The sequence below is a fragment of the Streptomyces sp. NPDC003034 genome (assembly GCF_053591375.1).
Window position 1 is genome coordinate 18,196 of record NZ_JBSFTS010000029.1, and the last position, 15,128, is coordinate 33,323.

12 protein-coding genes are annotated in these 15,128 nt (G+C 73.0%); 8 read left to right on the forward strand and 4 right to left on the reverse strand.

The annotated features are described in order from the left end of the window. The 3 genes from ACWDX7_RS24320 to ACWDX7_RS24330 are packed head-to-tail and all read left to right on the forward strand — an operon-like array spanning window position 1 to window position 2,895. Window positions 1-588 carry a cysteine dioxygenase gene (locus ACWDX7_RS24320; protein ID WP_451492564.1) on the forward strand — a complete coding sequence of 196 codons (588 nt, stop codon included), beginning with the start codon at window positions 1-3 and terminating at the stop codon, window positions 586-588. 13 nt (window positions 589-601) lie between these two features. Beyond that, a complete protein-coding gene (gene cofD / locus ACWDX7_RS24325) occupies window positions 602-1,582 on the forward strand; it encodes a 2-phospho-L-lactate transferase (RefSeq protein ID WP_451492565.1) in 981 nt (326 codons plus the stop codon). Continuing rightward, entirely contained in the window at window positions 1,579-2,895 is a 1,317-nt protein-coding gene (locus tag ACWDX7_RS24330) for a coenzyme F420-0:L-glutamate ligase (protein WP_451492566.1), read from the forward strand. The genes cofD and ACWDX7_RS24330 overlap by 4 nt, the downstream gene beginning before the upstream one ends. 71 nt (window positions 2,896-2,966) lie before the next feature. On the opposite strand, the gene ACWDX7_RS24335 is transcribed toward ACWDX7_RS24330, so the two are convergent. Continuing rightward, the gene (locus tag ACWDX7_RS24335; protein ID WP_451492567.1) at window positions 2,967-4,010 is read right to left on the reverse strand and encodes a DNA-3-methyladenine glycosylase family protein; all 1,044 of its coding nucleotides are present in this window, start codon (window positions 4,008-4,010) and stop codon (window positions 2,967-2,969) included. A gap of 62 nt (window positions 4,011-4,072) precedes the next feature. After that, window positions 4,073-5,479, reverse strand: coding sequence for a peptidoglycan recognition protein family protein (locus ACWDX7_RS24340; protein WP_451492568.1), 1,407 nt, complete (start codon window positions 5,477-5,479; stop codon window positions 4,073-4,075). 139 nt (window positions 5,480-5,618) lie between these two features. On the opposite strand from ACWDX7_RS24340, the gene ACWDX7_RS24345 reads away from it, so the two are divergent. The 4 genes from ACWDX7_RS24345 (at window position 5,619) to ACWDX7_RS24360 (ending at window position 11,661) form a co-directional block, all read left to right on the forward strand. After that, a complete protein-coding gene (locus ACWDX7_RS24345) occupies window positions 5,619-6,368 on the forward strand; it encodes a TIGR03089 family protein (RefSeq protein WP_451492569.1) in 750 nt (249 codons plus the stop codon). A 232-nt stretch (window positions 6,369-6,600) separates the two neighbouring features. Then, window positions 6,601-7,818: an LCP family protein gene (locus ACWDX7_RS24350; protein WP_451492570.1), complete on the forward strand. Its 1,218-nt coding sequence runs from the start codon at window positions 6,601-6,603 to the stop codon at window positions 7,816-7,818. A 221-nt stretch (window positions 7,819-8,039) separates the two neighbouring features. Continuing rightward, window positions 8,040-9,803: an LCP family protein gene (locus ACWDX7_RS24355; RefSeq protein WP_451492571.1), complete on the forward strand. Its 1,764-nt coding sequence runs from the start codon at window positions 8,040-8,042 to the stop codon at window positions 9,801-9,803. A gap of 67 nt (window positions 9,804-9,870) precedes the next feature. Then, on the forward strand, window positions 9,871-11,661 hold the full coding sequence (locus ACWDX7_RS24360; protein WP_451492572.1) for an LCP family protein: 1,791 nt from the start codon (window positions 9,871-9,873) through the stop codon (window positions 11,659-11,661). 84 nt (window positions 11,662-11,745) lie between these two features. On the opposite strand, the gene ACWDX7_RS24365 is transcribed toward ACWDX7_RS24360, so the two are convergent. After that, entirely contained in the window at window positions 11,746-12,771 is a 1,026-nt protein-coding gene (locus ACWDX7_RS24365) for a glycosyltransferase family 2 protein (protein WP_451492573.1), read from the reverse strand. A 248-nt stretch (window positions 12,772-13,019) separates the two neighbouring features. Between ACWDX7_RS24365 and ACWDX7_RS24370 the strand changes: the two genes are divergently transcribed. Next, window positions 13,020-14,510 (forward strand): LCP family protein, encoded by a 1,491-nt coding sequence (locus tag ACWDX7_RS24370; protein WP_451492574.1) that lies wholly within the window; start codon window positions 13,020-13,022, stop codon window positions 14,508-14,510. Between the two features lie 76 nt (window positions 14,511-14,586). On the opposite strand, the gene ACWDX7_RS24375 is transcribed toward ACWDX7_RS24370, so the two are convergent. Beyond that, window positions 14,587-15,123, reverse strand: coding sequence for an acyl-CoA thioesterase (locus tag ACWDX7_RS24375; RefSeq protein WP_451492575.1), 537 nt, complete (start codon window positions 15,121-15,123; stop codon window positions 14,587-14,589). Window positions 15,124-15,128 lie beyond the last annotated feature (5 nt).

A 15,128-nucleotide genomic window follows, 5' to 3' on the forward strand; every position in this document is an offset into this window, starting at 1 on the left:
ATGAACCGCGCCACCAGCACCCCCGTGAACGGCACCGCCACCCCCGTGGACCGCACCGCCGCCACCCCCCTGAACCGCGCCACCGCCGCTCCCGTCGGCGTCGAGAGCGACCTCCAGATCGCCGGCGACATCCTCGCCGTCCAGCACCTCCTCCAACCCGCCCGCGAACACCCGGCCACCGTCGCCGAGTTCGCCGGACTCGCCCGCTCCATCGCCGAGGACCGCGCCGCGTGGGAGCACCTGGTCCAGTACGACGCCACCACCCGCTGGTACCACCGGCTGCGCACCGGCCCCGGTTACGAGGTCTGGCTGCTCAGCTGGGTCCCGGGCCAGGGCAGCGGCCGCCACGGCCACGGCGACTCCTCCGGCGTGCTCACCGTGCTCCACGGCGAGCTGACCGAGCACACCGCGCGCGGACGGCTCGCCCTGGGCGCCGGCTCCCAGCGCGTCTTCGCCCCCGGTTACGCCCACGAGGTGGTCAACGACACCCTCGACGGAGCGGTCAGCCTGCACGTCTACTTCCCCGGCCTGACCGAGATGCCGATGCACAGCTGCTCCCCGGCCCGCGAAGAGCGCGTACCGGCCTGACAGACTGCGGTGCATGCGCATTGTTGTTCTGGCCGGCGGTATCGGCGGCGCCCGTTTCCTCCGCGGACTGAAGTCGGCGGTCCCCGAGGCGGACATCACGGTCATCGGCAACACCGGTGACGACATTCACCTGTTCGGGCTCAAGGTGTGCCCCGATCTGGACACGGTGATGTACACCCTCGGCGGTGGCATCAACGAGGACCAGGGCTGGGGCCGCGCCGATGAGACCTTCACCGTCAAGGACGAACTCGCGGCGTACGGGGTCGGACCGGACTGGTTCGGCCTCGGCGACCGCGACTTCGCCACCCACATCGTCCGTACGCAGATGCTCGGCGCGGGCTACCCGCTCAGCGCCGTCACCGCGGCCCTCTGCGACCGCTGGCAGCCCGGGGTACGGCTGCTGCCCATGTCCGACGACCGCGTCGAGACCCATGTCGCGATCACCGAGCCCGCCGCCGGCGACCCGGGATCCGGCGACGGACAGCGCAAGGTCATCCACTTCCAGGAGTACTGGGTGCGGCTGCGCGCCTCGGTGGACGCGGAGGCCGTCGTCCCCGTCGGGGCGGAGCAGGCCGCGCCGGCGCCCGGCGTGCTGGAGGCCATCGCGGCCGCCGATGTGATCATCTTCCCGCCGTCCAACCCGGTGGTCTCCATCGGGACCATCCTCGCCGTGCCCGGCATCCGCGAGGCCGTGGCAGCCGCGGGAGCGCCCGTCGTGGGCCTCTCCCCCATCGTCGGGGGCGCGCCCGTGCGCGGAATGGCCGACAAGGTGCTGGCCGCGGTGGGCGTGGAGGCCACCGCCGCCGCGGTCGCTCTGCACTACGGGACCGGGCTGCTCGACGGCTGGCTCGTGGACACCTCCGACGCCGGCGAGGTCGCCGAGGTGGAGGCCGCGGGGATCCACTGCCGCGCGGTGCCGCTGATGATGACCGACGTGGAGGCGACCGCCGAGATGGCCCGGGCCGCGCTGGAGCTGGCCGAGGCCTCCCGGTGACGGCCGCCGCGCGCGGGGCCGGCGCGCCCTCGTACGAGGTCCGGGCGCTCGACGGGATACCCGAGGTCCGGCCGGGGGACGACCTGGCGAAGCTGATCGCAGCGGCCGCGCCCGGCCTGCTCGACGGAGACGTCCTGCTGGTCACCTCGAAGATCGTCTCCAAGGCCGAGGGCCGGATCGTCGCGGCCGCCTCTCGGGAGGAGGCGATAGACGCCGAGACCGTGCGGGTCGTGGCGCGGCGCGGTCCCCTGCGGATCGTCGAGAACCGCCAGGGCCTGGTCATGGCGGCGGCCGGTGTGGACGCCTCCAACACGGCGGCCGGGACGGTCCTGCTGCTCCCCGAGGATCCGGACGGCTCCGCGGCCGCGATCCGCGCGGGGGTGCGCGACATCCTCGGCGTGGACGTCGGCGTGGTGGTGACGGACACCTTCGGGCGGCCCTGGCGCAACGGGCTGACGGACGTGGCGATCGGCTCCGCGGGGGTACGGGTCCTGGACGACCTGCGCGGAGGCACCGACGCCCACGGCAACCCGCTGAGCGCGACCGTGGTGGCGACCGCCGACGAGCTGGCCGGGGCCGGCGACCTGGTCAAGGGCAAGGCGGCCGGGCTGCCGGTCGCCGTCGTGCGCGGACTGGCCCGCGTACTGGGCGGGGGCTCGACGGCGCGGGAGCTGGTCCGCCCGCCGCACGACGACATGTTCCGACTGGGGACCTCGGAGGCGGTACGGGAAGCCGTGACGCAACGCCGTACGGTCCGGGCCTTCACCTCGGAGCCGGTGGACCCGGGCGCGGTCCGGCGGGCGGTGGCGGCGGCCGTGACGGCCCCGGCTCCGCACCACACGACGCCGTGGCGCTTCGTCCTGCTGGAGTCACGGGCCGCGCGGCTGCGGCTGCTGGACGCGATGCGCGACGCGTGGATCGCCGACCTGCGCGCCGACGGGAAGTCCGAGGAGTCCGTCGCGAAGCGGGTGCGGCGGGGCGACGTACTGCGCACCGCGCCCTGCCTGGTGGTGCCGTGCCTGGTGATGGACGGCGCGCACCACTACGGGCACGCCCGGCGGGACGCGGCGGAGCGGGAGATGTTCGTGGTCGCGATGGGCGCGGGCGTGCAGAACTTCCTCGTCGCGCTGGCCGGGGAGCGGCTGGGCTCCGCGTGGGTCTCCTCGACGATGTTCTGCCGGGACGTGGTGCGCGAGGTGCTGGAGCTGCCGGACGGCTGGGATCCGATGGGGGCGGTGGCGGTGGGGCACGCCGCGGCGGCTCCCGCCGCGCGGCCGGAGCGGTCGGCGGCGGATTTCATCGAGGTGCGGTAGGCCCCCAGGGCGGTCTCAGGCCGTCTCGGGCCGGTCTCAGGGACGCCGCGGAGGCCGTCTCCGACGCGGCCTCACAGCGTGCCGATGTCGGTGCGGGGCATCTTCGGGGTGCGGCGGGGCGGGATGCGGCCGGCGAGCATGATGAGACGCGCGGCGCGGTGGCGCTGGCCGGCGTAGGGGGCGAGCAGCTCCAGCATCACGGCGTCGTCGGCGTCGCGGTCGTCGGCGAGGGCGTAGCCGACGATGCCGGGAAGGTGCAGGTCGCCGGTGGTGACGGCGTCGGGTTCGCCGTTGCTGCGCTGGAGGGTCTCGGCGGAGGTCCACGGGCCGATGCCGGCGACGGCCTCCAGCCGGGCGGCGGCCTGCGCCAGCGGCATCGCGGCCGCCTCCTCCATGCGCTGCGCCACGCGGGCGGCGCGGACGATGGTGGCGGAGCGCTTGGAGTCCACCCCAGCCTTGTGCCAGTCCCAGGACGGGATCATGGCCCAGGTGCGGGCGGCGGGGGCGACGTACAGCTCCGGCCGCCCGGACGCCCACGCGGGCCCGGAGGCGGCCTGCGGCCCCGGCGCCGGTTCTCCGTACTGGCGCACCAGGCGGCGCCAGGCGCGGTACGCCTCGTCGGCGGTGACCTTCTGCTCCAGGATCGTGGGGATCAAGGACTCCAGGACCAGGCCGCTGCGGCTCAGGCGCAGGCCGGGGCGGCGGCGGTGGCTCGCGTGCAGGAGGCGGTGACGGGGGACGAAGGCGGCGGGGTCGTCGCCGGAGCCCAGGAGCGCGGGCAGCTGTTCGAGGAACCAGTCCGCGCCGGGGCCCCAGCTCTCGGCGTGGATCTCCGCGCCGGCCGCGCGGACGCGGAGGGTGGCGGGCCCTTGGGGCGTCCGGCTCGCCCGCCACAGCGAACCGTCGGGGGTGACGCGGAAGGTCGGGTCGCCGGGGCCGCGGCGCAGCGGGCCGAGGGTCAGGCCGAGATCGACGGGCCCCTCGGGGCGCCAGCACCGGGCCTTGCCCCGGGCCACCGCGCCGGCCGTGGCTGCCCGCCCCGGGGGTACGGACGTCCCCCCGCCGCGGATCGCGGCGCGGCTGAGGGAGGTGAGGGGGTCGAAGCGGCCGGCCATGCTCCGAGCGTATCCCCACGGGCTCGGACCCCCGCCCGGGAGCCGGGCGGGGGCCCTGCGCGCTACAGGCGGCCCTGGAGGCGGGCCGAGGTGGTGCGGGCGGTGGGGAGCTTGCCGTACAGGCGGCGGCCGGGGCATTCCGTGGCGAAGCCGTCCCGGTGGCCGGAGATGACGTTCAGCCGCACGTTCCTGCCCTTGGCGTACAGGTTGCCGCCGCCCGACTTCAGGGTCGTCTGCCCGCGGGGGTTCGCGCCGAAGAGGCCGAGCTTCCAGGCCGTGAGCCGGGCGACCGCGTTCACCGCCGACGCCGGGGGCGCCGTGGACGAGAAGGAGCCGAGGACCGCGATGCCCATGCTGTCCGAGTTGAAGCCCATAGTGTGCGCGCCCAGCACCGCCCTGCCGACTCCGCCCGCGCGCCCCTCGTACACGGTGCCGCACTTGTCGACCGCGAAGTTGTAGCCGAGGTCGCGCCAGCCGCTGCTGACCACGTGGTAGCGGTACAGGCTGCGCAGCAGCGCCGGGGCCTGCTTGCAGGTGTAGTTGTTGCCCGAGGCGCTGTGGTGGACGAAGGCCGCCTTGACCGTCTTGGTGTAGACGAAGCCCTTCTCGCGCAGTGACTCGTCCGCGCCCCAGCCCTTGCGGGTGACGATGCGGGGCCGCGGTCCGATGTACGGCCGGGCCGCGGCGGTGATGGCGCCCTCGCTCGCGAAGACCGCGTCCGCGGTGGAGTCGGCCTTGTTCAGGGCGACGATCTCCGTCGCGCCGAGCTCCGCGTGCGGCAGGTTCGCCGCGGAGGACTCGGCCGTCTCCATGCTCATGCCCGGCGGGCCCGCCACCCCCTCGCCCTCGCCCTTGTCCTCGCCCTCCGGTGTGCCGTTCTTCCCGTCCAGTACGGCGACGGGCTCTTCCGCCCCGGGGTCGACGAGCTCGATCCGCATGCCCGTGGGCAGCCGGCCCGGGACGGCCCGGGTCGCGGCCGGGGCGGAGGGTTCGGCCTGGACGCGGACCTCCACGCCGTCCGACTCGCCCACCCACAGCGGGGCGGTGGCGCCGCGGACCCGGCCGGTGGCGCGTTCCGCCGCGTCGGGATCGGCGGCGTGCTCGCTGTTGTGGGTCTCCAGGTCCTGCCAGTCGGACCAGGCCGCGGTCTGCTTGGAGCGGGTGCGGACCTGGACGTGGCCGACGAGTTCGGTGTTCGCGTCGTCCCAGACGACGCCGACGAGCGAGAACGTCCTGACCTCACGTGCGGCCAGGCCCTGCGTCTCGGGGAGGCGGGGCGAGGCGCTCATACCGGGCACGCCGGGGGTCCGGTCGGCCGAGGGTCCCAGCGGGACGAGTGGCAGTGACTGGGTGGACCCGGCGGGGGTCACGGGGGCGGTCTCGGCCAGGGCCGGAGTAGTCAGCGCGAGCGGCAGGGCCAGTGCTGCTGCCGTCGCGACGCCGATCGAGGAAGCAAGGAATCCACGCATGAACAGGATGGTGGGCACCGGCACCCGGCCTCGCCATCCGAGAACTGACGCTCCGTCCGCCGCCGTCCGTCCGCCGCTCCCCCGTACGGAGCAGCCCGGGGCGGCCGTACGGGGGACGGGCCCGCGTAACCTGGGCCGCGTGAACGCCATTGACCGCACCCCTGCCGACCTGCTGCGATCCGCGCTCGCCGCCGATCCGGGCCGCCCGCTCGTCACCTTCTACGACGACGCCACGGGCGAGCGCGTCGAATTGTCCGTCGCCACCTTCGCCAATTGGGTGGCGAAGACAGCCAATTTGCTCCAGGGCGATCTGGCCGCCGGACCGGGCGACCGGCTCGCGCTGCTGCTTCCCGCGCACTGGCAGAGCGCCGTCTGGCTGCTCGCCTGCGCCTCGGTCGGCGTCGTCGCCGAGGTGGGGGGCGATCCGGCCGACGCGGACCTCATCGTCAGCGGGCCGGACTCGCTGGAGGCGGCCCGCGCCTGTTCCGGGGAGCGGGTGGCGCTGGCGCTGCGGCCGCTGGGCGGACGGTTCCCGCAGCCGCCGGCCGGGTTCGCGGACTACGCCGTGGAGGTGCCAGGGCAGGGCGACCGGTTCGCGCCCTTCGTTCCGGTGGATCCCGGCGGGCCCGGGCTGGTCGTGGGCGGCGAGGAGCTCTCGTACGCGGCGCTCACCGACCGGGCCCGCGCGGACGCGGCCGCCCTGGGCCTCGGCGAGGGCTCGCGGGTGCTGACCGGGGGCGGCTACGACACCTGGGAGGGCCTGTCGGCCGGTCTCTACGCGCCTCTGGCCGCCGGCGGGTCGGTGGTGCTGTGCCGGAACCTGGACCGGCTGTCGGCGGAGGCACTGGCTCAGCGGGTCGAGAGCGAGCGCGTCACCCACACCGTCTGATCGCGCACTCTCCGCCCCGGCCGTCGACACCCCCTGACCGCTCCGCCGCCCGCACCACCCTCCGATTGCCCGCCATTCGCCACCGCTCCTCCCGGGAACGGGGCGATTTATCACCCGAACGGCCCTAGACGCGCCCTTGTCCCCGGGCCGCCGCGGCCGCCCGGAGGCAGGATCGGCAGTGGCCGTACCTACCCGTACGGCCGGTTGCGGAGCGGCGAGGGGCGGAACGCGAGTGACCGACAGCGCAGGCATACCGGGCGGCACCCATGCGGCCGGAGGCACTCCCGAGCCTCCGCGAAACCGCAGGCGCCGACTGCTGCGCCACACCGGTCTCGGCCTGGCCCTGTTCGCACTGGCCGGGGCGTCCACCGGCTGGTGGATCTACAACAAGCTCGACGGGAACATCACCGCGGACACCTCCGCGGCGGCCGAGCTGGAGCGCTACGAACGGGAGCGCCCGACGCACGAGGGCCACGGCGCGCAGAACATCCTGCTGATCGGCTCCGACTCGCGCTCCGGCCGGGAGAACGCCCGGTACGGCCAGGACCGGGGCACCGAGCGCTCGGACACCGCGATCCTGCTGCACCTGCCGGCGAACCGGCGCAGCGCCACCGCGGTATCGATCCCCAGGGACCTGATGGTGGAGGTCCCGAGCTGCCTCAAGGCCGACGGGAGCCGCACCACCGCGCAGTTCGCACAGTTCAACTGGGCCTTCCAGTGGGGCGGGGCCGCCTGCACGATCCGTACGGTGGAAAAGCTCACCCGCATCCGCGTCGACCACCACATGGTGGTGGACTTCGTCGGGTTCAAGAAGATGATCGACTCCATCGGCGGGGTGGAGGTCTGCCTCAAGCGGCCGGTGCACGACTCCGAGGCCAAGCTGAGGCTGCCCGCCGGGCGGCAGACCCTGAGGGGAGAGCAGGCGCTCGGCTTCGTCCGGGCCCGGTACGGCCTCGGCAACGGCAGCGACACCGAACGGATGGAGCGCCAGCAGCAGTTCCTCGGTTCGCTCGTCAAGAAGGTGCAGAGCAACGGGGTTCTGCTCAATCCGGCGCGGCTCTACCCGCTCCTGGACGCGGCGACCTCCTCGGTGACCACGGATCCCGGGCTGGCCTCGTTGCGCGGGTTGTATGAATTCGTACGGGGCGTAAGGGACATACCGACCAAGGAGGTCAAGTTCCTGACGGTGCCCCGTCGGCCGTACACCGCCAACCCGAACCGGGACGAGCTGGTGGAGCCGGACGCGGCCCGGCTCTTCGGGCAATTGCGGCTGGACAAGCCGGTCACGGTGGCCCCGCCCAGCCCCGAGACCGAAGCGGAGGCCTCGGACGGCGCCGCGACCCCGGGGACCGGCACGGAGGGGCAGCGGCCGGGCCAGGGAACCAGCGAGGGGCCCACACCCGTCCCCACCTTTACCGGAACCACGGCGGGCGTCGCCGACTGCCGGTAAAGCAATCCAAAAAGCAGCTGCCCGAACCGGGTTGTATGAGCTGTATGCCCCGTTATAAGGGCGGTGCAATTTGTCACCAGCATGGTTTGCGGCTGAACTGGGCGGATAAGGTGAGCGACCCGGTGCCCTGGCCAGCCAAGAGGCCGTGCACCAGCCGGATCGTTGACCGTGCGCCCGGGGGAGGCGCGTCGCGAGGCACCCGACGGAGGATTCGAGCAACCGTGGATGCGCAAAACCGTGGGCGGGCAGACGGGATCGACCCCGCCGACCAGTGGGTGCTCAATCCCCGCACAGGCCACTACGAACTGCGACTGGATCACTCCGCAGCGCAGTCGTCGCCGCCCTCCGTCACCGCGCCGCGCAGACCGGCTCCGACGCGTACCGCTCCCAGCGCTCCCGCAACCCCCGGCACGCCCGGCACCTCTTCGCCTGCGGTGCCGAGGCCGCGGCGCGGCGACGGCCCGCCCGGCGGCCGGCGCGGTGGCCGCTCCCGCAAGGCCGCGGGCGGTGGGGGCCGCAAGAAGGGCCTGGTCGTCACCGGCGGGGTGCTGGCCTTCCTGCTGGTCGGCGGCTCGGTGGCCGCGTACCTGTACTACGACCACCTGAACGGCAACCTCAACGTCACCGACGTCGGGGAAGCGGGCAGCGGCGGTTTCAAGAAGGACCAGCCGATCAACATCCTGGTCATCGGCACCGACAAGCGCACGGGCGCCGGCAACGAGAGCTACGGGGACAAGGACAGCGCCGGCCACGCCGACACCACGATCCTCTTCCACGTCTCGAAGGACCGGACGAACGCGACCGCGCTGTCGATCCCGCGCGACCTGATCGCCAACATCCCGGCCTGCCCGACGAAGCAGCCGGACGGTTCGACGAAGACGATCGCGCCCACCAGGGGGACCCGCTTCAACAACAGCCTGGGCCAGGAGGGCCGCGACGCGGGCTGCACCATGCGCACGGTCAAGGAACTCACCGGGATCGAGGTCGACCACTTCATGATGGCCGACTTCAACGCCGTCAAGACGCTGAGCTCGGCGGTCGGCGGAGTACCGGTGTGCCTGGAGAAGGCCGTGAACGACAAGGAGGGCTCCCAGCTGAACCTGCCCCCCGGCGAACACCGCTTGCAGGGGGAGCAGGCCCTCGCCTTCGTCCGCACCCGGCACGGTTTCGGCAACAACAGCGACCTCGACCGGATCAGGATGCAGCAGCAGTTCCTGGGTTCGATGATGCGCGAGATGAAGTCGAAGGAGACGCTGACCAGCCCCAAGAAGTTCCTCTCCCTCGCGGAGGCGGCCACGAAGTCGCTGAGCGTGGACACCGGAATAGGGTCGATCGCCAAACTCACCGACCTGGCCGGGGAGTTGAAGAACATCGACATGAAGAACATCACCTTCACCACCCTGCCCGTGCTCGACAATCCGGCCGAGCCCGAGCACAAGAAGGCGACCGTCATCGTCAATACGACTCTGGCCGAGCCTCTGTTGCAGATGATCCGGGGGGACGTCTCGCTGACGGAGGTCGAGCAGAAGGAGCAGGCCGCGAAGGAGGCGGCCGACGCGGAGGCCAAGGGCAAGCAGGACGCGCTGCTCCAGGGCAACCGCGCGCCCGCCGCGGACGTACGGGTGGACGTCTACAACGGCGGCGGCCCCAAGGGCTCGGCGTCCACGACCTTGAACTGGCTGCAGAACACCAAGGGCGTGCCGAAGGCCAGCAACCTCGGCAACGCTCCCGCGAAGGTCGCCGCCACACAGCTGGAGTACGCGCCCAACCAGGCCGACCAGGCGCGGGCGCTGGCGGACCTGATGGGACTCCCGGTTACCGCGATGAAGATGGGTACGGCGGACGCCGCCGCGAGGACCCCGATGAAGCTGACCCTGGGCGCCGACTTCAAGGAGCCGGGGGCTCCGCTGTCGGCGCCGGCTCCGCAGGCGCTGCCCGAGGAAGTACAGCGGGTCGAGGCCGACAAGGCGATCTGCGCCAAGTAACCGGACCGGCCGCAGCCGGTCGGCCTGCGCACCACAACGACACACAGGAATTGCAGGGGGGGTACGCGTGAGGCACAGCAGCGTGCGAGGGGAGGGGGCGCCTGCCCGGCCCGCCGGTGGCATACCGGGCGGCGACGCGGGCGCGCCCGGCACGGTGCCCCCGCAGCGGGGCGGCGGCGCGGGCCCGGGCCGCACGGCCCGGGGCGGCCGTCCGACACGGCGGGGACGGCGGCGCGTCCTGCGCTGGGTGTCCTCCGTACTGTCCCTGCTCATACTCGGGACGGCGGCGGCCGGCTACCTCTACTACCGCCACCTCAACGGCAGCATCCAGACGGACGCGCTGAACCTGGGCGAGAACAAGCTGGGCGGTTCCAAGCCCAACGCCTTCGGGCAGACACCGCTGAACATCCTGCTCATCGGCTCCGACGCCCGCGACGACCCCGAGAACCAGGCACTGGGCGGGGCCACGGACACCTTCGACGGGCCGCCCCTCGCGGACGTGCAGATGCTGCTGCACCTGTCCGCGGACCGCAGCAACATGTCCGTGGTGTCGATGCCCCGCGACACCATGCTGATGATGCCCAAGTGCACGGAGCCGAACGGCAAGGTGCACCCGGCCAGCAAGGGGCTCGTCCAGACCAACGAGTCCCTGAGCCGCGGCGGACCGGGCTGCACCGTCGCCGCCTGGCAGGAGCTGACCAAGATCCCCATCGATCACTTCATGATGATCGACTTCAAGGGGGTCGTCTCGATGGCGGACGCCATCGGCGGCGTCCCCGTCTGCGTGGAGCAGAACGTGCACTCCCTCACCCGCGACGGCAAGGGCTCCGGCCTGAAGCTGCCGGCGGGCGAGAGCGTCATCCAGGGCGAGACGGCCCTGCAGTGGCTGCGCACGCGCTACGGCTTCGAGGACGGCACCGACATCGGCCGCACCCACGCCCAGCACCAGTACATGAACTCGATGGCCCGCGAGTTCCGCAAGAACGCGAAGCTCACCAACCCGGTGAAGCTCAACAGCCTGGCCCAGGCGGCCATCGAAGCCATGGTCGTGGACACCGGCCTCAACAAGATCGACAAACTGTTCGACCTCAGCATGGAACTCAAGAAGGTCCCGCCCGGCCGGATCACCATGGCCACCATGCCGTGGGTCTACAGCACGAAGCCGGGCATGGAGGGACGGGTCGAGCCGATGGCGGAAGAGGCCGAGGCCCTCTTCCGGATGGTGCGGGAGGACGTCGCGCTCGACGGCAAGGGCTCCGAGCCCGCCACGGGCACCGCCTCCCCGCCGGCCGCCACCGCGCCGGCCGCCACCGCCTCCGCGCCGACCTCTCCGGGGCCGGCCTCTCCGGTGCCGGGCGCTTCCGCGTCGGCCTCGTCCGCGCCCGGCGCCTCCGGCACCCCGACCGCGCCGGCCCAGCTTCCCACCGCCGCCCCGGCCGCGCCGCCCGCGAGGATCGCGGTCACCGTCCGCAACGCCAGCGGCGGCAAGGAGGGCGCCAAGGGAAAGGTCAACGGCCGGGCCAGCGAGGTCGCCGCTCAGCTGGTCGGCCAGGGCTTCACGCGCGCCACCGCCGACAACCTGTCCGCGGGCGAGGAGACCACGGTGATCCGCTACGCCACGGCGGACCGGGCGGGCGACGCCTCCGCCGTGGCCGCCGCGCTCGGTTTGCCGCCCTCCTCGGTCCAGATGTCCGACGAGGTCTCCGGGATCGTCCTGTTCGTGGGCAAGGACTGGCGGACCGGCAGCGCGCCGACCCCGCCGCCGCCCGTCGCGACCAAGGCCCCGGATTCCGCCCGCGCCCTCAACGGCGACGACGACAAGGCGTGCATGAAGATCCAGCCCGGCTTCACCTGGTAGGCGTACGCGCGAGGGGCCCGGCGGCGGCTGTGAAGAACACAGCCGCCGCCGGGCCCCTTCGTACGCAGCTGACCTGCGGGCGTCTCAGACCTGCGAGGCGTCGCGGTCGACCGCCGGGCGGCGGCTCGCGATGACCTTGTCCGCGAGCGAACGCGGGCTGGTGAGGAACCCGAATCCCCAGCACATGTGCATGGTGGCGAGGGCCACCGGGATCCGCATCCGGGCCCTGAGCGAGAGCCCCCTGCCCGCCGGCACGGAACCCGCGGTGATCGCGGCCAGGTAGCCGGCCGGGGCGGCGAAGCCCCACGGGGTGACGGCGGCGCCCACGACCAGACCGGCCGCGATCAGGCACACGGCGGCCGGCGGGGACAGGTAGCGCAGGTTGATCGAGCCCGAGTGGTAGCGGGCCACCACGTGCCGCCACCGCCCGTAATCCTTGTACTGCTTGGCCAGCGCCCGTACGGAGGGCCGCGGCCGGTACTGGACCCGCAGCTCCGGCGAGAACCAGATCAGGCCGCCGGCCTCGCGGATGCGGAAGTTCAGCTCCCAGTCCTGGGCCCGGATGAACTCCTCGTTGTACCCGCCGGCCCGCTCCAGCGCCTCCCGGCGGAAGACCCCGAGGTACACGGTCTCCGCCGGTCCCGCCTGGCCACCGGTGTGAAAGGCCGCGTTGCCAACGCCGATCTTCGAGGTCATCGCGGCGGCGACGGCCTCTTCCCAGGCGTTCTCGCCCTCGGCGTGCATGAGCCCGCCGACGTTCTGCGCACCGGTCTCCTCCAGCAGGCGCACCGCGGTGGCGATGTAGTCCGGCGAGAGCATGCCGTGGCCGTCGACGCGCACCACGATGGGGTGGCGGGAGGCCTTGATGGCGGCGTTGAGGGCGGCCGGGGTGCGACCGGAGGGGTTCGGGACGGTGTGGACGCGGGGGTCCTCGGCGATGAGCTCGGCGGCGATCTCGTCGGTGCGGTCCGTGGACGGCCCGAGTGCGATCACCACCTCCATCTCGCCCGCGTACTCCTGTTCCAGGATGTGGCGGACGGAGTGGCGGAGGTGGCGCTCCTCGTTGAGCACCGGCATGATCACCGAGACTGCGGGCTGCTGGGCGGGCATGTGGTCCTTCAAGGTCGGGTATCGGTGTCACGTTACCGCGTACGGGGGAACCGGGTGCGCGCCGAGCGAGCGGTAAGGACAGAGGCTGATCGTATGGGCCTACTGTTCTGACGAATCGCCCCGAACCCTTCTGACCCGTCAGCCCGACCTCCGGGCCGTTGCCTGTCGCCTTCGGTCCCGCCGTCGCCGCCGGTCCGCCGCCGGTCCCGCTGTCGCCCCCCTGTCGTCCCCCCGCGGAGGTGTCCCCCGTGCCCCAGCCGCACCGTCCCACCCGTCCCGCCAGGCCGCCCCAGTCGCAGCGCGTGCGGCGTGGCCGCGGCGGCGGTCCGGCTCGGCGGCGCGAGGAGCGGCCCCGGTGGGGAGTACGGATCGCGGCCGGTCTGGCGGTGGCGGTACTGGGCTCCGGCGCCATCGGGCACGCCGTGATGACCGGGCTGGACACCGGAATCGACCGGGTCGACCCCTTCAAGGACATGAAGAACCGCCCGCAGGCCGGGCACGGCCTGAACGTCCTGCTCGTCGGCACCGACGGCCGGGACCGGATCAACCCCGAGCAGAAGCGCGAATACCGCCTGGGCGGCGCGCCCTGCCACTGCACCGACACGATCATGCTCGTGCACCTCTCGGCCGACAGGAAACGGGCGAGCGTGGTCAGCCTGCCGCGCGACAGCTACGCCGAAGTGCCCGCGCACCGGGACCAGGTCACCGGCAAGGCGCACAAGCCCCATCCCGTCAGGCTGAACGCGGCCTACGCGGAGGGCGGCCCCAATCTGACCGTGCGGACCGTCGAGAACATGACCCGCGTGAAGATCGACCACTACCTGGAGGTGGACTTCACCAGCTTCATGAAGACCGTCGACGCGATGGGCGGCGTGGACATCTGCACCGCCAAGACCATGCGCGACCGGAACACCGGCCTCGACCTGCTGCCCGGCACCCACCGGCTCACCGGCGGGCAGGCCTTGCAGTACGTGCGCTCACGCCATATCGACGGAGCGGCGGACCTCGGCCGGATGCAGCGTCAGCAGCGGTTCCTCGCCGCCCTGATCAAGCAGGCGACCACCAGCGGCGTACTGCTCAACCCGGTGAAGTTCAAGCAGGTCAGCTCCACCCTGCTCGGCTCCGTCCGGGCCGACCGGGGCTTCGGCTCGGAGCAGATGCTCGCGCTAGGGCAGGCGATGCGCGACTTCACGCCGTCCTCCTCCGAGTTCGCCTCGGTGCCGATCGGCAGTGCCTCGTATCCGGTCGAGGGCATCGGCTCCACCGTGAAGTGGGACGAGCCGAAGGCCGCCAAGCTCTTCCAGGCGCTGCGCGAAGACCGGCCGCTGTCCCCCGTCCGGCCTCCGGCTCCGGCCGGCCGGCCGGAGGCCGTGCCGGTGGACGTGCCCCCGCAGCAGATCCGGGTCCAGGTGGAGAACGGGACCCGGATCGACGGGCTGGGCGGGCGGGTCGACGCGGCGCTGCGGGCCACCGGCTTCGACACCACCGGGGCCCCGGGCAACGGCGCCAGCCGCGAGATCAAGCGCACGGTGGTGACGTACGACCCGCGTTGGGACCGCTCGGCCCGGACGGTGTCGACCGCGCTGCCGGGCAGCGTGCTTCGCGCGGTCGCGGGCCGGGGGCGGACGGTGCTGGTGACCGCGGGCGCCGACTACCGCCAGGTGGTGCCGGTGCGGGCGCAGGACCCGCAGGGCGAGTTCGGCGTGGTCACCGGCGACCAGGTGATCTGCGGCACATGACCGCGGGCGGGTTCGGGCAGCGGCCCGGATCAACGGGCCTGGATCAGCGGGCCGTTTGGGGCGCGCGCGGGCGAGGTCAGCCGTCGAAGCCCTGGGCCGACCGCTCCTCGCGCAGCGCCATGATCGCCTGGCGGCGGGCGAGCCGGTGGGTGCGGCGGATCTGGGCCTCCTGGTAGCGCCGCTCGTCGCGCTCGGTCTCCGGCAGGACGGGCGGGACGTGGCGGGGCTTGCCCTCGGCGTCGACCGCCGCGAAGACGAGGTAGGCGCTGCCGACCTGGGTGGCGGGGGTGGACTCGTTCCACCGCTCCGCGAGGACCCGTACGCCGATCTCCATGGAGGAGCGGCCGGTCCAGTTGCACTGGGCCTTCACGTGGACCAGGTCCCCCACGCGTACGGGCGCGAGGAAGGCCATCTCGTCCATGGAGGCGGTGACCGCCGGGCCCCCGGAGTGGCGGCCCGCCACGGCGCCGGCCGCGTCGTCCACCAACTTCATGATCACGCCGCCGTGCACGGTGCCGAGGAGGTTGGTGTCGTTGGCGGTCATGATGTGGCTGAGGGTGGTCCGGGAGGCCGATGTCGGCTTCCCGGGCAGTTCGCCCCGTATCTCTGTCATACAGA

What these genes read in the sequence shown, in the direction of transcription:
- ACWDX7_RS24320 (WP_451492564.1), top strand. Translation starts at nt 1, where the DNA reads ATGAACCGCGCCACCAGCACCCCCGTGAACGGCACCGCCACCCCCGTG.
- cofD (WP_451492565.1), top strand. Translation starts at nt 602, where the DNA reads ATGCGCATTGTTGTTCTGGCCGGCGGTATCGGCGGCGCCCGTTTCCTC.
- ACWDX7_RS24335 (WP_451492567.1), bottom strand. Translation starts at nt 4,010, where the DNA reads ATGGCCGGCCGCTTCGACCCCCTCACCTCCCTCAGCCGCGCCGCGATC.
- ACWDX7_RS24340 (WP_451492568.1), bottom strand. Translation starts at nt 5,479, where the DNA reads ATGCGTGGATTCCTTGCTTCCTCGATCGGCGTCGCGACGGCAGCAGCA.
- ACWDX7_RS24365 (WP_451492573.1), bottom strand. Translation starts at nt 12,771, where the DNA reads ATGCCCGCCCAGCAGCCCGCAGTCTCGGTGATCATGCCGGTGCTCAAC.
- ACWDX7_RS24375 (WP_451492575.1), bottom strand. Translation starts at nt 15,123, where the DNA reads ATGACAGAGATACGGGGCGAACTGCCCGGGAAGCCGACATCGGCCTCC.